The organism is Tunturiibacter gelidiferens (assembly GCF_051013345.1).
Taxonomy (GTDB): domain Bacteria; phylum Acidobacteriota; class Terriglobia; order Terriglobales; family Acidobacteriaceae; genus Edaphobacter; species Edaphobacter gelidiferens_A.
The window spans coordinates 2,857,606-2,873,893 of sequence record NZ_CP132939.1 but is presented as its reverse complement, the minus strand read 5'-3'; the positions used below and the strand labels follow the sequence as shown (position 1 = coordinate 2,873,893).

Genomic DNA, 16,288 nt, shown 5'->3' with positions numbered 1-16,288 from the left:
CAGTTCCATAAACGAACCAGGCCGACGACACCGTGAGGAAAGAGCACAGTAAAAAAGGTAGCAACCGGGTCAACTTCGATTAGATTGGGCAGATGCCATCAATCGCAGGCGGTTTGGATCAGACAAAGCAAGACCGCCGCCTGCTGCTGGTGCTGCTGATCGTCCCTGTCGTGGTGTCGCTGGCCGCAGCGTGGACCCTCGATCATGCGAAGGCAAACAGGTCGCTCTTTTCCATCACTAATCTGGTGGGACCAACGACGCAGAGCCTGCTGGCCGGCCGCGGTATTACGGTCTGCACCGAGGACATGGGGACTCGTGGCAATCCCATCTGCTTCCATGCGGCGCGCATGCCGGTCACAGCCACTACGGTCGCGTGGGGCATCCGGATCTTTGGCGACCGCTACGTTTCCGTCGCCTGCTTCAAAACGATCCTTCTGTTGTTGCCCGTCGAGTTGGCCATCTATTTAGCATGGTGTCGTCTGCCGCGGCCGTTCGGTAGCAGGCTGATGGTAATCCTTCTCCTTCTTACTCCGTTCCTGATTCCGGCGTTTCTCGCCGACGTGACCAATCTGCAGGTAGACGAGGGCTTCTCCTATAGTTTTCTGGCGATGGCCTCGGCGATGCTGTTTCTCGACCGCGACGGTCTGCGCGGCGTTCGAGGTGCCGTGCTCTTCGCCGCCGCGCTCGATGCGCTTTATCTCTCGAAGAGCGGGATGCTGGCGGCCGTCCTGGTGCTGCTGGGGGGCTTTCTGGCGTTGGAGCGTCAACCAAAGCTGCGATGGCTCCTCGTGCTCCTGGTTGCCGCAGCGCCTGCGGGGTGGGCGCTCCATCAGCATCATACGAGTGGGCGATACAGCGTGGGCACCAGCTTCGACGGGATCAATCTGCACAAGGGCAACAACGCCGGATTCCTTCAAAACTACCCGCCGACCCACGGCGACTCGCTCGACTGGTACGACTTCGAGTTGAATCGCGGAATGAGCTTCCCGGACGAGTGGAGCTTCAACGACTACCATCGCCGGGCGGCGCTCCAGTATCTGCGAACTCACCCTCGAGAGACGCTGTCAGGAGATCTGCGCAAGCTCAGGATCCTCTTTTTCACGGTCGAGAAGTACGGCTCGACCGCGAACTCTGGCGCGGGTCGACTGATCGAAATCGGCGGGATGTTGGTCTTCCGGCTGATGTTCTGGGTCGCGACTGTCAGCGCAATCGTTCTTCTGCTCCGGCAGCGACTTGAAGGAGATCGATCGCTGCGCGTGGCCGCGGCTACTTTTCTTGCCCTGGTCGCAGCCTCTACGCTGCCCTACCTCGCGGGTTTCGCCTACACCCGGCATGTCAGCATTCTCATCTATCCCTCGGCTCTGTTCTGCTGTCGTCTGCTGTGTGAACCAGAACGGGACTACAACGGAAGAGGCATGCTAACTGGTTAGGTTAGGTGCTGAAATAGCGCTTGCGAAAGGAATACACTAATGGGAGTCTCTTTTTAGGATCGACCTCAAACACCTATGTCTTCGAATAGTTTTCAGATGCGTTACTCCCGCATTCACAATATGCGGTCCCTCTTCAGCCTCTTTTCCAGCGACCTTGCTATCGACCTCGGCACGGCAAACACCCTCGTCTTCGCCCATGGCAAAGGCATCATCGTCAACGAGCCCTCCATTATCGCGGTGAACAAGATCACCAACGAGGTCGAGGCGGTCGGCAAAGAAGCCAAGGAGATGCTTGGCCGCACGCCGGGAAATATTGTTGCCATCAAACCGATGAAAGATGGCGTCATCGCCGACTTTCGCCACACCGAGAAGATGTTGAACTACTTCATCCAGAAGGCGCACAACCGGAAGATGATGGTTCACCCGCGCATCGTGATCGGCGTTCCCTCTGAGATCACGCAGGTGGAAAAACGAGCTGTTATGGACTCGGCTTACCGAGCCAAAGCCTCCGAGGTTCACCTGGTCGAACAGGCCATGGTCGCCGCCATTGGCGCTGGTTTGCCCATCACCGAGCCAGGCGGAAACATGGTCGTCGACATCGGCGGCGGCACCACGGACATCGCGGTCATCTCGCTCGCAGGCATCGTCTACTCGCGCTCCGTGCGCATGGCCGGAAACCAGATGGACGAGGCCGTGATGACCTACCTCAAGCGGAAGTACAACCTGCTCATCGGCGAGCGCACCGCAGAACAGATCAAAATCTCGCTCGGCTCAGCCTACCCGCTCGATAAACCCATCTCGATGGAGGTCAAAGGCCGCAACCTCATCGAGGGCGTGCCGAAGACAATCACCATCGAAGACTCCGAGATCCGAGAAGCCCTCAGCGAGTGCATCGCAACCATCATTAACGCCATCCGCGTAGCCCTGGAGCGAACTCCGCCGGAGCTCTCCGCCGATATCTCCGACCGAGGCATCGTCCTCACCGGCGGCGGCGCGCTCATCAAGAACCTGGACAAGCGCATCCGGGAGGAGACAGGGCTTCCCGTCTCGATCGCCGACGATCCCCTGGCATCCGTCGTGCTCGGAACAGGAAAGATGCTCTCCGACTTCAAGCTGCTCCGAAAGATCTCAATCGACTAGTCAGGGCACTGTTGCAGCAGTTCAACTCTGGTTACAGGCAGGTCTCGGACTCAGTCCGGGACCTTTCCGTTTCAGAGACTGTCCTGCCGGACGGGCCTCCTGCGCGGAGTGCGGCCACTTCGTGGCGCGTATACCTTTCTGGGCAGGATCGACCCTCGACCCTCCCGCTGGTCGGCACCACGAGATCCCAACCTGCGACCAACGGGAGCACCCACGCGAAGCCATCACAAGTCACGAAGTGACCGCGCCACGCGGAGTGGGCCCGTCCGGCAGGACAGCCAAAATAAAGTTGAAAACGTGGCGTGTTTTTAGCCCCCCGAATTATGACTGCCTAAACTCCATCTCAGCCACGCAAATCACCACACTCGCACCATCAAAACACCACGTCAAAACGGGCTATTTTCGCAAAATCCCCTCATTTTTGCTACATCCCACCACCAGAAAAAAATATTCAAAAATGCGCTCAAAATCCCTAGTAGAGGTCCGGAGGATTCGTAAGACTGACGCGAATACGGTCGATCCGCCGGTCCGTGCTCGCAAGCACCTCCAGCCGCAATCCATCCTCTTCCACCACCTCGCCGGGCAGCGGAATATGTCCGGCAATCTCGGAGACTAGGCCGCCCAGGGTGGTGGATTCGTAGTGCTCGGGGAGACGGACGGCTGTAGGGTCGTCGCGTGTGTCGCGGGGCTCGCGCAAGTCTTTTTGCTCATCGAACTCTTCCCTGTCGTCGCTCCAGCGAGCGGCCTCTGCGGATTCGGTGTCTTCGTCTTCGGGGTCGTGGGGTTCGCTGTCTTCGGCGGGGCGGCCGTTGCGATTGGGCTGTTCGAACTGATCGGCAAAGAGATCGCGGAGGCGCGAAAGCTCGAAGGAACCGGAGACAACGTAGGCACCGTTGGGCTCACGGATGGGTTCATCGTCTGCTTCGGACTCGTCGTGTTCATCAGCGATGTTTCCGACGATGGCCTCAAGCAAATCCTCAATGGTGACAAGGCCTGCGACGCTGCCGTACTCGTCAATGACCATGCGCATGTGCTGTTTTTCGCGCTGCATCTCACGGAGGAGCTCAGCTACTTTTTTGGTCTCGGGGACGAAGGCGGCGGGGCGCTGCATCTGGGCGACGGTGAGCGTGTCGGCCTCGGTGTCGAGGACTTTGAGGAGGTCATGGGCGAAGGCGATGCCGGTGACGTGATCGAGCGAACCGTTGTAGACGGGGACGCGGGAAAAGGCGTGCTCGTTGATGGTTGCGGTGAACTCCTGCAGGGTGAGGGTGCCTGGCACCGCGAAGATTTCGGGGCGCGGGGTCATGACTTCGAGGACGATCTTGTCGCCGAACTCAACGGCAGAGCGGACGAGTTCGCGGTCCGACTCTTCGAGGATGCCCTCCTCTTCGCCAGCCTCGAGAAGTGCGTCCATGGCTTCGGAGGGGTGGTCCTCTTCGGTTGTGTCTTCCGGTTCGGCGAGGGCGGCGATGGAGAGGAGAAGGCCGAGGAGAAGAGTTACGGGAAGGATGAGATAGAAGAGTGTCTGCAGGAGGGGCGTGATGCGCGCGATCCAGAGGCCGCGGGTGCGGGAGAAGAGGAGTTGCGGGAGAAGACGGTCGAAGATGAGGATGAGGAGGATAAGCTCGAAGACGGCGCGGAGGACTTCACTGAGGCTTGGGGTGCGAGCGAGGGTTGGGACGAGCGTGGTGTGGGTGTAGAGGCGGAGGCCGGAGAGCAGGGCCAGGGCAGCCAGGGAGAGCTGGCGAAGGACAGAGGCGGAGAGGGCGATGGACTCGCGACCGAGGCGGAGGCGGGGTTCGACGACTCGCTCCCAGGAGTCGATGTTGTCCTGATACTCGCGGGCGAGAAACTTGCCCATCTCGGAGTAGATGCGGTCGACGTAGGCGGCTAGCGCGAGGATGCCGAGGAGGAGGATGAGAGCGAAGGTGTAGGCGTAGGCGGGAGTCACTTTGCGCCTCGCTTGTTTCTGGCCTTTGTGGCTTTGGATTTTGTGATGGTTCGAGCGGAATGCGGGGGTCTCTCCACTGCGGCGGCGTAGAGCGCCGCCTTCGGTCGAGATGACGATTTTTTAGCAGGGTCTTGAGATGTTTTTCTTGATCGGGTAGACCGAATTTTTAAACGGGAGGAGCTCTTTTTGACTGCGGGTGACAGCAATTTTCGGGAGTGCGCGGTTGTTCGCTCGATGAGAGTATTGGAGAGTTTGAGTTTGCTGCGGATAGTGGCCTCGCGGGCGGCCATCTCTCCGTTGTCGGTTTCGTGGTCGAAACCTGAGAGGTGGAGGAGGCCGTGAAGGAGGAGGATTTTTACTTCGTCGCGGAGGGAGTGGCCATAGGTAGCAGCCTGACGGGCTGCGGTTTCGAGGGAGATGGCAAGGTCTCCGGCGTGGGTGGGTGCGATCTCGGCGGGCGTGGGGAAGCTGAGGACGTCGGTGGGCTTGTTTTTGCCGCGGAAAGATTTGTTGAGGCGGCGGAGGGTGGGGTCGTCGGCGAGCAGGACCTCGACGTTGCCGGTGAGGCCGACGGCGAGGCGGGCACGGTTGAGGAAGCTCGTCAGGCCGGGGCGTGAGACGTTTTCTTTGAGGCCAGGCGGTGGTTCGATGGTGATCATTGAAGAGGCTTCGGAGTGGCCGCTGCGATGGGTGTTTGGCTGGGCTTCGTCTGATTTGGTTTATAGACGCGGACGTAGTCGACGACCATCTGCTGGGGGAAGGTGGTGGTCTGGTCGGGATTGCCGGGCCAGCTGCCGCCGGTGGCGAGATTCAAAATGATGAAGAACGGATGATCGAAGACCCAATGGGTGCCTGGTGGCAGGTCGGCGGGAGTGCGGTGGGTGATGAGGTGATCGTCGATGAAGAATTTTATGTCGTTCGGGGTCCACTCGACGGAGTAGAGATGAAAGGCAGTGTTGACGGCCTCGCCTGTGGGGAGGGTGAACTTTGCGGTGATGGGGTTTCCACCGCTGTATCCGGGGCCGTGGAGGGTACTGTGAACCTCGGTTGGATTGCCGATGTTCTCCATGATGTCGATCTCACCGGATTTGGGCCAGGGGTCGGAGTCGATGTTGCTGCCGAGGAGCCAGAAGGCGGGCCAGATGCCTTTGCCGGTGGGGAGTTTTATACGGGCTTCGAAGCGTCCGTAGGGCTGGGAGAAGAGGCCCTTGGTGAGGATGCGGGCGGAGGTGTAGTGCCGCGTGATGCCGTCGGGGCCCGTGTGAGTTTCTTTGAGGGCGGTGATGAGGAGGTGGCCGTCCTGTTGGCGTACGTTGTCGGGACGGTTGGTGTAGGACTCGAGTTCGTGGTTGCCGTAGCCGCCACCCCCTATGTCGTAGGTCCATTTGGCGGGGTCGGGGGAGGATCCGTTGGGGCCGTTGAACTCGTCGCTCCATGTTAGGGCCCAGCCGGGTGGGGTTGATGGGGACTGGGCTTTCAGGATGGCTGGAAGTGCGGCGAGTAGGAGCGCGAGGCAGGCGTGTGTGAGGGTGCGCACGTTGCCGGGGCGGCGGAGCGCGGGGATGGGGTGAGTACTTGGAGGTTCGGTGGTGGTCATCGCTTGGGAGCAGGTGATGCTAAATGTCGCAGGGGCTGGATTCGCCCCCTGTGATTGATTATCGCAGATTGGTTGAGTTCATTGAGGTTTTGGCATGGGTTTGGCGGCCTGGATGACGTTTGGGTCGGGCAGGGCGGCTTCGCCGATGGGGAGCGGAAGCTGCTGCTGCGCCTTGCCGTAACTGTCGTAGGCCCGGACGATGCGCTGGACGAGCTGGTGGCGGACGACGTCGACATCTTCGAAGTGGCAGAAGCGAATGCCTTCTACGCCGTCGAGGACGTGGAGAGCTTCGAGGAGGCCGGATTTCTTTGGGTTGGGCAGGTCGGTCTGGGTGAGGTCGCCGGTGATGACGGCCTTGGAGTTGTTGCCGAGACGGGTGACGAACATCTTCATCTGTTCCATGGTGGTGTTCTGGGCTTCGTCCATGATGATGAAGGCGTCGGAGAGGGTGCGGCCGCGCATAAAGGCAAGCGGGGCGACCTCGATGACGTTGGACTCGAGGAGCTTGTCGACCTTGACGGGGTCGAGGAGATCGTAGAGGGCGTCGTAGAGGGGCGGAGGTAGGGTCGACTTTTCCTGGAGGGAGCCGGGGAGAAAGCCGAGACGTTCGCCGGCTTCAACTGCGGGACGGACCAGGATGATGCGGCTGACCTTTTTGGCCATGAGCGCGGAGACTGCCATGGCTACGGCGAGGTAGGTTTTTCCGGTGCCGGCGGGGCCTAGGCCGAAGGTCATGTCGGACTGCTCGATGGCTTCGACGTACTTGCGCTGGTTGGGCGAGCGGGGCTGAACCATGCGCTTGACACCGGCCGAGCGCTGCTTACCTGCGTCGACAAGAGATTTGAGGGTGGTGGTGGAATCGGCGACGACGAGCTTAAGCATTCCGTTGAGTTCGCCGTTGTGGAGGTTGACGCCGGATTTTCGGAGGGTGTCGAAGTCGGTGAAGACTTGTTCGACGCGGGCAACGTTGGTGGCTTCGCCGGTAACGTGGATAGCGTCGGAGCGGAGATCGATCGTGACGTTGAGTTTGTCCTCGAGGATGCGGAGGTTTTCGTCGTGGGTCCCGTACAGGGGCTCAATGCCAGGTGTGATTTCCAGGGATTTTTAATCAAGTAGTGTGCTGACCTCCGTCAGGGGAGCTGGGTTGGTGTATGGCCGGGTGACTTGGGAGTTTTTGAGGGGATGAGCGGACACTGGCTGGCGGCGCATTGGCTGCGCCTCTTGACTGCGACCGGGATGGCGGAAGGTGCCAATCTAGTGTCGAAGATGGGCAAAGAGTAGAACGTCGAAAAGATGGCGTCAAGGGGCAAATGATGAATTGATTTTGGTGCGGAACCGGGATTGGATCGCGGTGCGGCATGTTTTCTACGGATTGGATGCTTTGGGGGGCTTATACGCCGTATTTTCGGATAGAGGATGGGTTGACCGAAGGCCCGGCTTTCCGTAGACTTAGATATTGCAGGGAGTGCGGCGGGCCGTGACTGGAAGCAGAAGTCGGCTGGCCTTGAGCCTGCATCCCATTTTCCCCTACAAAATGTACGGGTTGAGAGAAGAGAGTTTATGGCAAATCATGTTTCGTCTTTGAAGCGCGCACGTCAGACCGTAGCTAAGACTGCGGTGAACCGCTCAAACAAGAGCAAGCTGCGTGGAACCCTGCGCCAGCTGCGGGAGTCGATCGCCAAGGGCGACCACGCCGCCGCAACCACCCAATACCGCGAGACCGCGTCGATTCTGGACAAGAGCGTGCAGAAGGGCGTTCTGCACAAGAACACCGCGAGCCGCTACAAAAGCCGCTTGAACGCGCGTGTGAAGGCTGTTGCGCCTAAGAAGGCTGCTTAATTTTCAGTTGTTGATTTGAAGGTTCGGGCGTAGAGATTTATGAAAGGCTGGCTTGCGGGAGACCGTAGCCAGCCTTTTTCTGTTTGTCCCTGTTGCCGGTAGGCGACTCGAAACGTCAACCGCAACGACGAAATACAGGGATCTCTCCACTGCGTCACGCGATGAGACCGCGTGACTTCGGTCGAGATGACGATTCGTGGGTGCGGATGATTGGGTGCAGATTGTTTGGTAGTGCCGATTGCTTCGTGGGTGCAGATTGTTTCGTGGGTGCAGATTGCTTCGTGGGTGCAGATTGTTTCGTGGGTGCAGATTGCTTCGTGGGTGCAGATTGTTTCGTGGATGAGAGAGCTTATTGAGGGTTGTCCTTTGGGCGGTCGGAATTGGCTGGGCGATCTGATGGTTTGTCTGTGGGGAGGGTGTAGAGGGTGGGTGGTTTGCGGTGGACTTCGGGTGTCTGGTCGCCAGAGGCTTGTACGGCGTCCGTCGATGCTTCAGCAGCATCGCTGGATGCCGCGGCGGGGGATGCGTTTGCAGGCGGAGGCGTTTGGGTGGAGTCGGGGGTGCTGTGTTTGCTGTGGTGGGGGCGACCGCGTTGGCGGGCTGAGCCTCGGGTTGAACAGTGGAATCGGCTTCTTCAGCGGATGGGGAGGGCTGGCTGACGAAGCGGACGGGGAGATCGTTCTCGGGCGGAGCGGAGGTCTGGGCTAGTTTGACCGCATTCTCCTCTTTGGGGGTAAGGGGCGGGAGACGATAGATCTCAATGGCGCCGGCATGGATGAGGGCGAGGGACAAGCCGTCGGGGGAGAGGGCGAAGTTCTGGCCTGCCCGCTCTACGGGGGTGCAGTCGGCGTGGAGGATTTGCTTGCCGGTGTCGGTCTGATAGACGACGACCGTTTGCGACGAGATCTCATCGGCGCTAATGGGCTGATCGGCGATAGCGGAGGAGTGGAGGAGGACGCGGCTGAGGGCGAATCGGCCGCTGGACGGGGCGTAGACGAGAGACGGGGCGATGAAGTCTCCGAAGAGGCCCTGCTCCCACATCTCCTGCCCCCGCATGTTGAAGCCGCCGACTGCACCGACAGTATGACTACTATTGCGGCAGCCGAAGACGATGAACTCGCTGTGGCTGACGAAGAGGGGGAAGGGGCGGCAGGTGGAGTCGAAGGGAGAGAGTTCGTCGACCTTGCCAGCGTAGGAGTGAAAGTCGAAGGCGTAGTGTTGATGGCCCTGGTCGACGGTGGCCAGATAGCCGGCGATGGTGACGGGAACTCCGCCGGTGCCCCTGGACCGGGCGATGCCGGCGGAGCTGGATCTGATGGCAGCACCGGGTTCCGGTGGCAGGTGGAGGCGATAGAAGTTGATTTGAACGACGGGGGTCAGGAGCCGGCTCGACCGGGGTGGGGCCGAAGAGAGGAGTCTTCGGTTTGGGAGGTGCCGGGGTGCGCTTGACGGTCTCGACGGTGAGCAGGTCGGCATCGGGAGAGAGGATGACGGCGGCGATGCGGCGATTGTCTGTGGAGAGAAAAGGGTGCTCGGTGAAGGGCTGGCCGGTGGAGAGGTTGGCGAGAGGAGCGAAGGTGGTGAGGGTGTCGCGGATACGGAGGAGGAAGTGACCGTGGCCCAGATTCCAGAGATATTGGCCATGGTCGTGGGTGCGCCAGGTGGTGCGGGCCAAAATGTGGCCAGAGGGAAGTTCGAGGAGGACGGCGTCGATGGTGCGGTCCATGTCGTCCTCCGGCTCGTCGGGCAGGCGCTTGAGGAGGTGCCGGGCGCTGAAGGTGAGCAGGAGATGTTGATGGTCGACGTAGTGAATCGTCAACATGGAGCTGCCTGCGAGGAGGAACTGCTCGGAGAGGGTTGGAAGCCGAACGGTTCCAGGGGCAGGCGCAGCTGAGGCTCGGGACCTCGGGCTGCGAAGAGGGGAGAGCGAGGGAAAAAGAAGAACACCCATGAGCGGGAGGGGCGGCGGAACGTCGAAATGAGAGATCTGGGAACCGTCATGGGAGTAGACGCGTATCTCTGCTCACTGAGAACGCTGGCTGTAATGCTTTCACAGACGCGCGGGCGACGCCAAGGTATGCGGACGAACGGGTGAAAATAATGGCCGGCGTTGGGTTGGTGATACAAAGGCTGCAGAAATTCTGCACACAAAGGATGATGAAATGTCGAACGCATGGATGTTGGGAGTGCCTGGCACAATGAGACGCCGGGCTGGAGTTGGTTCAGTGATTGGCTTGGCTATGGCCGGCGCCTGGACTGCAGGATTGGCACAGCAGACCAAGCTGGTGAGCGGCAATAGCAAGCCGACCGAGACTTATCTACCGATTCCGGGATTCGATACCACCTCTCTGGATATGTCGGTCGATCCATGTAACGACTTTTACAAGTTTGCCTGCGGGAAGTTCGCGGCGAACCATCCGATCCCTGCAGATCAACCGAATGTGGACCAGTTCTACGCGCTGTATAACGTGAACACTCAATCGTTGAATGGGATTTTGAATAAGGCGGCTGCCGGTGGCGCGGGGCGTTCTCCTGATGAGCAGAAGATTGGCGACTACTACAAGGCCTGCATGGACACGGACGCGATTGAAGCGAAAGGACTGGCTCCAGTCGAACCGCTGTTGCATGAGATTGACGCCGTGAAGAGCAAGTCTGACCTGCCGCCACTGATGGGGAAGCTGCAGAGGATCGGGGTGAATGTGTTCTTCGGTTATGGGGAACAGCAGGACTTTAAGGATGCGACCAAGCAGATTGCGATTGCACAGCAGGGTGGGCTGGGGTTGCCGGAAAAAGACTATTACCTGCGAACGGGAGCGAAAGACGTCGAGCTGCGAGAGCAGTATGTTGCTCACGTGGCAAAAATGCTGGAGCTCGCGGGGAGCGCTCCAGAGAAAGCGAAGAAGGATGCGCAATCCATCATGACGTTCGAGACCGCGCTGGCCAAGGCCTCTATGAGCGTGACTGAGATGCGCGACCCGGAGAAGACCTACCATTTGCAGCCGATTGCGACGTTCGAGGCGAGTCTGCCGGGGTTCAAATTTGGAGAGTTCGAGGATGAAATGCACTCTCCGCATGTGACCGAGATTAACAATTCGACGCCCGATTTCTTTCCTGTTCTCGAGAAGGAGATCCAGGCGACCGACTTGGAGACGCTGAAGGCCTACATGCGATATCAGGTGTTGACGACATCGGCTGGCAGGCTGCCGAAGAGGTTCGACGCAGAGAACTTCGACTTCTATGGACGCATCCTGAATGGCCAGCCCGAGCAGGCAGCACGATGGAAGCGCTGCTCGAACTCCGTGAATGGCGCGCTGGGCGAGGCGTTGGGCAAGGTATATGTGGAGCAGTACTTTGCCGGAGACAGCAAGGCGAAGATGGTGGAGATGGTCGGCGACATTGAGGCAGCGATGGGACGGGATATCGACCAACTGGACTGGATGTCGGCGGCGACAAAGGTGAAAGCGAAGGAGAAGCTGCACGAGGTTGCGAACAAGATTGGGTATCCGGATAAGTTCCGTGACTACTCGAAGCTCGAGATCAAACCGGATGACGCACTGGGCAATGCGCGACGCGCCGATGCGTTTGAGAATGACCGGCAGTTGAACAAGATCGGCAAACCGGTGGACCACAGCGAGTGGGGTATGACTCCTCCTGAGGTGAACGCTTATTACAACCAGAGCATGAACGACATCAACTTCCCTGCTGGAATTTTGCAGCCCTCGTTCTATGATCCGAAGCAGGATGACGCAGTGAACTACGGGCATATCGGCGCAGTGATTGGGCATGAGCTGACACATGGGTTCGACGATGAGGGGAAGAAGTTCGACGGCAAAGGCAACCTGAGCGACTGGTGGACACCGGAGGATACGAAGAACTTCGTGGCTCGGACGGACTGTCTGGCGGATGAGTATGGCAGCTTTGTCGCCGTCGACGACGTGAAGGTGAATGGCCGGCTGACGCTGGGCGAGAACACTGCTGACAATGGCGGTTTGCTGCTGGCTTACATGGCTTACCTCGATCGTGCGAAGAAGGAGGGCGTGGATCTGTCGGCGAAGAAAGATGGATACACGGCGACACAGCGGTTCTACATCGGCTATGCGCAGAACTGGTGCGAGAACTCGCGGCCGGAGCAGGTGCGGACGCAGGTATTGACCGATCCTCACTCGCCGGACCACTTCCGCGCGAATGGAGCTATTGTGAATCAGCCTGGATTTGCGGCGGCGTTTGGCTGCAAGAAGGGCGCGCCGATGGTGCCCGTGAGGAGCTGCCGCGTTTGGTGAACGATCTGGCTTAGTCTTCGGGTTCGAGACGACGCGGGAGAGAGGCTTCGGCTTTCTCTCCCGTTCGCTTTAAGTGTGCGAGAGTGGAAGTATGGCGGTTTTGGAGAAGAGACGGGCACTGGGGTTTGCGGCTTGTGCGCTGGCTAGTTCGTTGTGGGGATGCGGGTTTTTCTTTGGCAAGATTGCTCTGGCGGAGATGAGCTTCGCGCATATGGTGTTGTACCGGTTCTTGTTTGCGATGGTGGTGCTGCTGCCGTTGCTGGTGACGCATCGGCCGGGGTTGAATCGCCGGGAGTGGGGGTTGCTTCTGGCGGCCTCGTTTCTGGGTGTGCCGCTGCAGTTTCTGATTCAGTTCTATGCGCTGTCGATTACGACGGTCAGTCATGCTGCGTTGATGGTGGGGACGATGCCGGTGATTCTTGCAGTGGGGGCGGCGGCGTTTGCACATGAGCGGATGGACTGGGTGGGTTGGGTGGCGCTGGCGGGGTCGACGAGTGGGGCGGCTCTGATTGCTCTGGGTGGTGGATTGCATGCCAAAGGCGGCGCGACGCTGGCTGGGGATGCACTGGTGGTGGTTTCGTTGCTGATTGCGTTGTTCTGGATTCTTTTCAATAAGGAGTTGATGGGGCGGCACTCGCATGTTGTGGTGACGGCGTATGGGTTGCTGCTGGGGACCTTGATGCTGATGGTGTGGGTGCCGGTGCGGTATGGGATGCCGCCGGTGGCAGGGGTGTCGGTGAAGGCGTGGCTGGCCCTGGCTGCGAGTGGAGTGCTTTGTACGGCGACGACTACTCTGCTGTGGAACTGGGGGATGACGCAGGTTCCGGCGTCGCAGGCCGGAGTGCTGCTGAATATGGAGCCGCTGATTGGGAGTGTGCTGGGGGTGATTGTGCTGGGGGAGCGGCTGGGGCCTAGCGCGTGGGTTGGAGGCGGGTTGATTCTTGCTTCGGCCGTTACGTTGACGACGCGGTCGAAGACCAGGGTGCGCGAGGATATGGCTCTGGCTGGTTGAAGTTGCGGTTAGTGGCTGGTCGTCAGAGGCTCATGGGTCAGTGTCGAGGATCTGAGTTTTTGGTGGTGTGGCGCCAGATGAGGGTGAGGGTGATGCCCGCCAGGATGAGGCCAGTGCAGAGGCCTAGCCAGAGGCCGACGGCTCCGAGGTGCAGTCGGAAGCCGAAGAGGTAGCCGATCGGAAGACCGATGATCCAATAGCCGACGATGTGGACGATGAGGCCGGCGTGGGTGTTGCCGGCGCCGCGGAGGGAGCCGGTGGCGGTGATCTGGAGGCCGTCGAAGAACTGGAAGACGGCGGCGACGAAGAGAAGGGGATGGTGGCGGCAATGACGTCACGGTCGGTGGTGAAGCTGGCTGCGATGGCGTGAGGGAAGAGTAGGAGGACAGCGGAGAAACAGGCCATCACGCCTGCGCCGAGGAGGATTGCGGCCCATCCAGCGGAGGCGGCTTCGGCGGGGGCTTTGCGTCCGATCGCCTGGCCTACCCGCACCGCCGCGGCCGCGGAGATGGCGAAGGGAACCATGAAGGTGAAGCTGGCGCAGTTGAGTGCGATCTCGTGGCCGGCCAGGGGAGCCGGCCCATGACTCCGATGAGGAAGGTGACCATGCCGAAGATGGAGATTTCGACGAAGATCTGACCGCCGGCGGGGGCTCCGAGGAGTGCGAGGCGGTGCAGGCGGCGGGGTTCGAAGTGACGGGCCATGCTGCGGAGGCCGTAGTGGTGGCGGCGCTCGATGCGCCACAGGGCAACGACCATGAAGAGGGCGAGATAGCAGCGGGAGATCGCGGTGGAGAGGCCTGCGCCTGTGACTCCGAGGGCGGGAATGCGGAGGGGACCGAAGGTATGACCATAGATGAGGAGCCAGTTGCCGACTATGTTGATGAGGTTTGCCGTAACCAGAGCGACGGCGATGGGGCGGACGTGGTTGAAGGCCTGGAGGTAGCGGCGGAGGGTGAAGTAGAGGAAGAGGGCGGGAGTGCCGTAGTTGAGAGCGCCGAGGAAGGCCACGGAGCCGCTAAGGACGGCGTGGTCGATGGGGAGGCGGAGCATGAGGGCGGGGGCGCAGAGGATGATGAGGATGAGCGTGAGCGCTAATCCTGCGGCGAGAATGAGGCCATGAAGGAGCCAGCGGTTGGCTTCGTCGAAGCGGCCCGCTCCGTGGGATTGGGAGAGGTAAGTGTCGAGGCCGAGGAGAACACCGGCGATGCCGAAGGCGATGGTGTTGTAGAGGACCTGGCCGAGAGCGGCGGCGGAGATGGCGAGCGCCGGGTTGGCCATGTGTCCGACCATGATGGTGTCAACGATACCCATGGACATCCAGCCGAGTTCGGCGAGGATGAGCGGGAGGGCTAGCGTGAGCACAGGCCGAATTTGCTGGCGAATGGACATCGTATTTTCGGGTACCCCTCCCCCTCAGGGTATTTTGTACGCAAGTTCAATCGATTCTGTTAGATAGCAGCCTATAGTGCTTGCAAAATATTGATTACAAGAGACTTCCGCACAAAATACTTGTTTTGTTGTGTTTAGATCGCGGTATTGCTGGAAAAAGACGAAACCCCGGAGTTGGGCCGGGGTCTCTTGAAGTCTGCTACCAGTATAGCTGGTGGAATGAAACTAATACGCCACGCGAATCTGCTTGTCTGGCGCAGTGATTGGTGAGTTTGGGGGTTGACAAGGGCAAGAGCGGTTCGGCCGATAGATTGTCATAAACAGGACTAGCCTGCCGCGAGGGAAGAATGGACACCGCAGGACGGTGGCTGAAAGGGACGAGCGGTGAGGCAGGTTAGAGTTCGTCGAGATCCTTCGCTCCGCTCAGGATGACGGCAAAACCTGGAGGGGCGCAGGATGAGGCCGAAAGCTGGAGGACGCAGGATTACGGCAAAGGCTTTAGGAGCCGGACCGTTTTGAAGACCGACGAATCAAACGTTTGTAACCTTCCGATGGTTGGGAAAGGTTAACTGCAAAATTGCTCACAAGATTGAGAGAACCGAATGCGCGCCTTTGTTGTGGAACGTTCCGAAGCAGGTTTTATGAAGGTCGAGCTTCCCCGCCCTGTTCCGTTGGCAGGTCAGGTTCTGGTGCGCGTGCATGCGAGTGGCGTGAATCCGCTGGACACGAAGATCCGGGCGGGGAAGGCGGCTCATGCGAAGCAGCCGCTGCCCGCGGTGCTGGGTCTTGATATGGCCGGAGTGGTGGAAGAGGTTGGCGATGGTGTGACAACGTTACAGCCGGGCGATGAGGTGTATGGGATGGTGGGGGGCGTTGGCGGATTGCAGGGGACGCTGGCCGAGTTTGTGGTAGCCAATGCGGGGTTGGTCGCGCTGAAGCCGAAGTCGCTCTCGATGCGAGACGCTGCGGCGCTTCCGCTCGTCACCATTACGGCGTGGGAAGGTATGATCGATCGCGCGAAGGTGCATGAAGGCCAGAGGGCGCTGGTCCACGCGGGGGCGGGTGGAGTGGGGCATATTGCCGTGCAGCTGGCAAAGGCCTTCGGGGCTGAGGTCTTCGCTACGGTCTCAGCGGAGAAGCGACACTTCGTGGAAGAGTTTGGTGCGGTGCCCATCGACTACCGCACGCTTTCGACAGAGCAGTATGTGAACAATATGCCGGAGGGGAGGGCTTCGATGTTGTGTATGACACGGTGGGCGGTGCGACGATTGACGCGTCGTTTGTTGCGGTGAAGAGATATACCGGCCACGTGGTGAGCTGCCTGGGATGGAGCTCACACTCGCTGGCGCCGCTTTCTTTTCGCGGGGCGACGTACTCAGGCGTGTTTACGCTGATGCCGCTGCTGACGGGGTTGGGGCAGGCGCATCATGGGGAGATTCTTCGCGAGGCGGCAGAGCTGGTTGATGAAGGCAAGCTGAGGCCGATGATGAATGAACGGCACTTTGCAGGAACAGATCTCGATGCTGCCCATGCGCTGGTGGAGTCCGGTGCTCTGGGCAAAGTGGTGGTGGAGCTCTAGATTCTTTTGCGTAGCGGGGGCGTGGGCTTGGCTGAGGAATCGGCAGGGGTTGGAGGATTTACACGCTTG

At 59.9% G+C, this 16,288-nt stretch carries 15 protein-coding genes and 1 pseudogene; 8 read left to right on the top strand and 8 right to left on the bottom strand.

Going from position 1 to position 16,288, the window contains the following annotated elements; genetic code table 11:
• Nucleotides 1-92 precede the first annotated feature (92 nt).
• Complete coding sequence (locus RBB80_RS14200) at nt 93-1,430, top strand: hypothetical protein (RefSeq protein WP_433968887.1); 1,338 nt, start codon at nt 93-95, stop codon at nt 1,428-1,430.
• Nucleotides 1,431-1,505: 75 nt separating this feature from the next.
• A complete protein-coding gene (locus RBB80_RS14195) occupies nt 1,506-2,570 on the top strand; it encodes a rod shape-determining protein (RefSeq protein ID WP_281376834.1) in 1,065 nt (354 codons plus the stop codon).
• Between the two features lie 472 nt (nt 2,571-3,042).
• On the opposite strand, the gene RBB80_RS14190 is transcribed toward RBB80_RS14195, so the two are convergent.
• The 4 genes from RBB80_RS14190 to RBB80_RS14175 form a co-directional block, all read right to left on the bottom strand.
• Nucleotides 3,043-4,521, bottom strand: coding sequence for a hemolysin family protein (locus RBB80_RS14190; RefSeq protein WP_433968885.1), 1,479 nt, complete (start codon nt 4,519-4,521; stop codon nt 3,043-3,045).
• The gene (gene ybeY, locus RBB80_RS14185; RefSeq protein ID WP_433968884.1) at nt 4,518-5,180 is read right to left on the bottom strand and encodes an rRNA maturation RNase YbeY; all 663 of its coding nucleotides are present in this window, start codon (nt 5,178-5,180) and stop codon (nt 4,518-4,520) included. The genes RBB80_RS14190 and ybeY overlap by 4 nt, the downstream gene beginning before the upstream one ends.
• On the bottom strand, nt 5,177-6,118 hold the full coding sequence (locus RBB80_RS14180; protein ID WP_433968882.1) for a glycoside hydrolase family 16 protein: 942 nt from the start codon (nt 6,116-6,118) through the stop codon (nt 5,177-5,179). The genes ybeY and RBB80_RS14180 overlap by 4 nt, the downstream gene beginning before the upstream one ends.
• A 78-nt stretch (nt 6,119-6,196) precedes the next feature.
• Nucleotides 6,197-7,216 carry a PhoH family protein gene (locus RBB80_RS14175; RefSeq protein ID WP_433969670.1) on the bottom strand — a complete coding sequence of 340 codons (1,020 nt, stop codon included), beginning with the start codon at nt 7,214-7,216 and terminating at the stop codon, nt 6,197-6,199.
• A 462-nt stretch (nt 7,217-7,678) separates the two neighbouring features.
• Between RBB80_RS14175 and rpsT the strand changes: the two genes are divergently transcribed.
• Nucleotides 7,679-7,957 carry a 30S ribosomal protein S20 gene (rpsT, locus tag RBB80_RS14170; RefSeq protein WP_183768804.1) on the top strand — a complete coding sequence of 93 codons (279 nt, stop codon included), beginning with the start codon at nt 7,679-7,681 and terminating at the stop codon, nt 7,955-7,957.
• A 3-nt stretch (nt 7,958-7,960) separates the two neighbouring features.
• Here rpsT and RBB80_RS14165 read toward each other — a convergent pair whose 3' ends face one another.
• A complete protein-coding gene (locus RBB80_RS14165; RefSeq protein WP_433968880.1) occupies nt 7,961-9,601 on the bottom strand; it encodes a hypothetical protein in 1,641 nt (546 codons plus the stop codon).
• Between RBB80_RS14165 and RBB80_RS14160 the strand changes: the two genes are divergently transcribed.
• The 3 genes from RBB80_RS14160 to RBB80_RS14150 all read left to right on the top strand — a co-directional run bounded on the left by RBB80_RS14160 (nt 9,573) and on the right by RBB80_RS14150 (nt 13,249).
• Complete coding sequence (locus RBB80_RS14160; RefSeq protein WP_433968878.1) at nt 9,573-9,851, top strand: hypothetical protein; 279 nt, start codon at nt 9,573-9,575, stop codon at nt 9,849-9,851. The genes RBB80_RS14165 and RBB80_RS14160 overlap by 29 nt on opposite strands.
• A gap of 268 nt (nt 9,852-10,119) precedes the next feature.
• On the top strand, nt 10,120-12,237 hold the full coding sequence (locus tag RBB80_RS14155) for a M13 family metallopeptidase (protein ID WP_433968877.1): 2,118 nt from the start codon (nt 10,120-10,122) through the stop codon (nt 12,235-12,237).
• 91 nt (nt 12,238-12,328) lie between these two features.
• Complete coding sequence (locus RBB80_RS14150; RefSeq protein WP_433968875.1) at nt 12,329-13,249, top strand: DMT family transporter; 921 nt, start codon at nt 12,329-12,331, stop codon at nt 13,247-13,249.
• A 37-nt stretch (nt 13,250-13,286) separates the two neighbouring features.
• Here the strand turns inward: RBB80_RS14150 and RBB80_RS14145 are convergent, their stop codons facing one another.
• The 3 genes and pseudogenes from RBB80_RS14145 to RBB80_RS14135 all read right to left on the bottom strand — a co-directional run bounded on the left by RBB80_RS14145 (nt 13,287) and on the right by RBB80_RS14135 (nt 14,640).
• Nucleotides 13,287-13,517 carry a hypothetical protein gene (locus RBB80_RS14145; RefSeq protein ID WP_433969669.1) on the bottom strand — a complete coding sequence of 77 codons (231 nt, stop codon included), beginning with the start codon at nt 13,515-13,517 and terminating at the stop codon, nt 13,287-13,289.
• Nucleotides 13,518-13,627: 110 nt separating this feature from the next.
• Nucleotides 13,628-13,774: pseudogene (locus RBB80_RS14140) on the bottom strand (MATE family efflux transporter); the annotation flags it as partial.
• Entirely contained in the window at nt 13,732-14,640 is a 909-nt protein-coding gene (locus RBB80_RS14135) for an MATE family efflux transporter (RefSeq protein WP_433968874.1), read from the bottom strand. The gene RBB80_RS14135 and the pseudogene RBB80_RS14140, both read right to left, overlap by 43 nt.
• Before the next feature lie 641 nt (nt 14,641-15,281).
• On the opposite strand from RBB80_RS14135, the gene RBB80_RS14130 reads away from it, so the two are divergent.
• Both RBB80_RS14130 and RBB80_RS14125 read left to right on the top strand, forming a co-directional pair.
• A complete protein-coding gene (locus RBB80_RS14130) occupies nt 15,282-15,932 on the top strand; it encodes an alcohol dehydrogenase catalytic domain-containing protein (RefSeq protein WP_433968872.1) in 651 nt (216 codons plus the stop codon).
• Nucleotides 15,881-16,219, top strand: a complete 339-nt coding sequence (locus tag RBB80_RS14125) for a zinc-binding dehydrogenase (protein WP_433968870.1) — start codon at nt 15,881-15,883, stop codon at nt 16,217-16,219. Before RBB80_RS14130 ends, RBB80_RS14125 begins: the two co-directional genes overlap by 52 nt.
• The last annotated feature ends 69 nt before the right edge of the window (nt 16,220-16,288 follow it).

Excerpts from the sequence above, each read along its gene's own strand:
- RBB80_RS14200 (WP_433968887.1), top strand. The coding sequence starts at position 93 with ATGCCATCAATCGCAGGCGGTTTGGATCAGACAAAGCAAGACCGCCGC.
- RBB80_RS14195 (WP_281376834.1), top strand. The coding sequence starts at position 1,506 with ATGTCTTCGAATAGTTTTCAGATGCGTTACTCCCGCATTCACAATATG.
- RBB80_RS14150 (WP_433968875.1), top strand. The coding sequence starts at position 12,329 with ATGGCGGTTTTGGAGAAGAGACGGGCACTGGGGTTTGCGGCTTGTGCG.
- RBB80_RS14155 (WP_433968877.1), top strand. The coding sequence starts at position 10,120 with ATGTCGAACGCATGGATGTTGGGAGTGCCTGGCACAATGAGACGCCGG.
- rpsT (WP_183768804.1), top strand. The coding sequence starts at position 7,679 with ATGGCAAATCATGTTTCGTCTTTGAAGCGCGCACGTCAGACCGTAGCT.
- RBB80_RS14180 (WP_433968882.1), bottom strand. The coding sequence starts at position 6,118 with ATGACCACCACCGAACCTCCAAGTACTCACCCCATCCCCGCGCTCCGC.
- RBB80_RS14165 (WP_433968880.1), bottom strand. The coding sequence starts at position 9,601 with ATGGCCAATATCTCTGGAATCTGGGCCACGGTCACTTCCTCCTCCGTA.
- RBB80_RS14135 (WP_433968874.1), bottom strand. The coding sequence starts at position 14,640 with ATGTCCATTCGCCAGCAAATTCGGCCTGTGCTCACGCTAGCCCTCCCG.
- RBB80_RS14130 (WP_433968872.1), top strand. The coding sequence starts at position 15,282 with ATGAAGGTCGAGCTTCCCCGCCCTGTTCCGTTGGCAGGTCAGGTTCTG.
- ybeY (WP_433968884.1), bottom strand. The coding sequence starts at position 5,180 with ATGATCACCATCGAACCACCGCCTGGCCTCAAAGAAAACGTCTCACGC.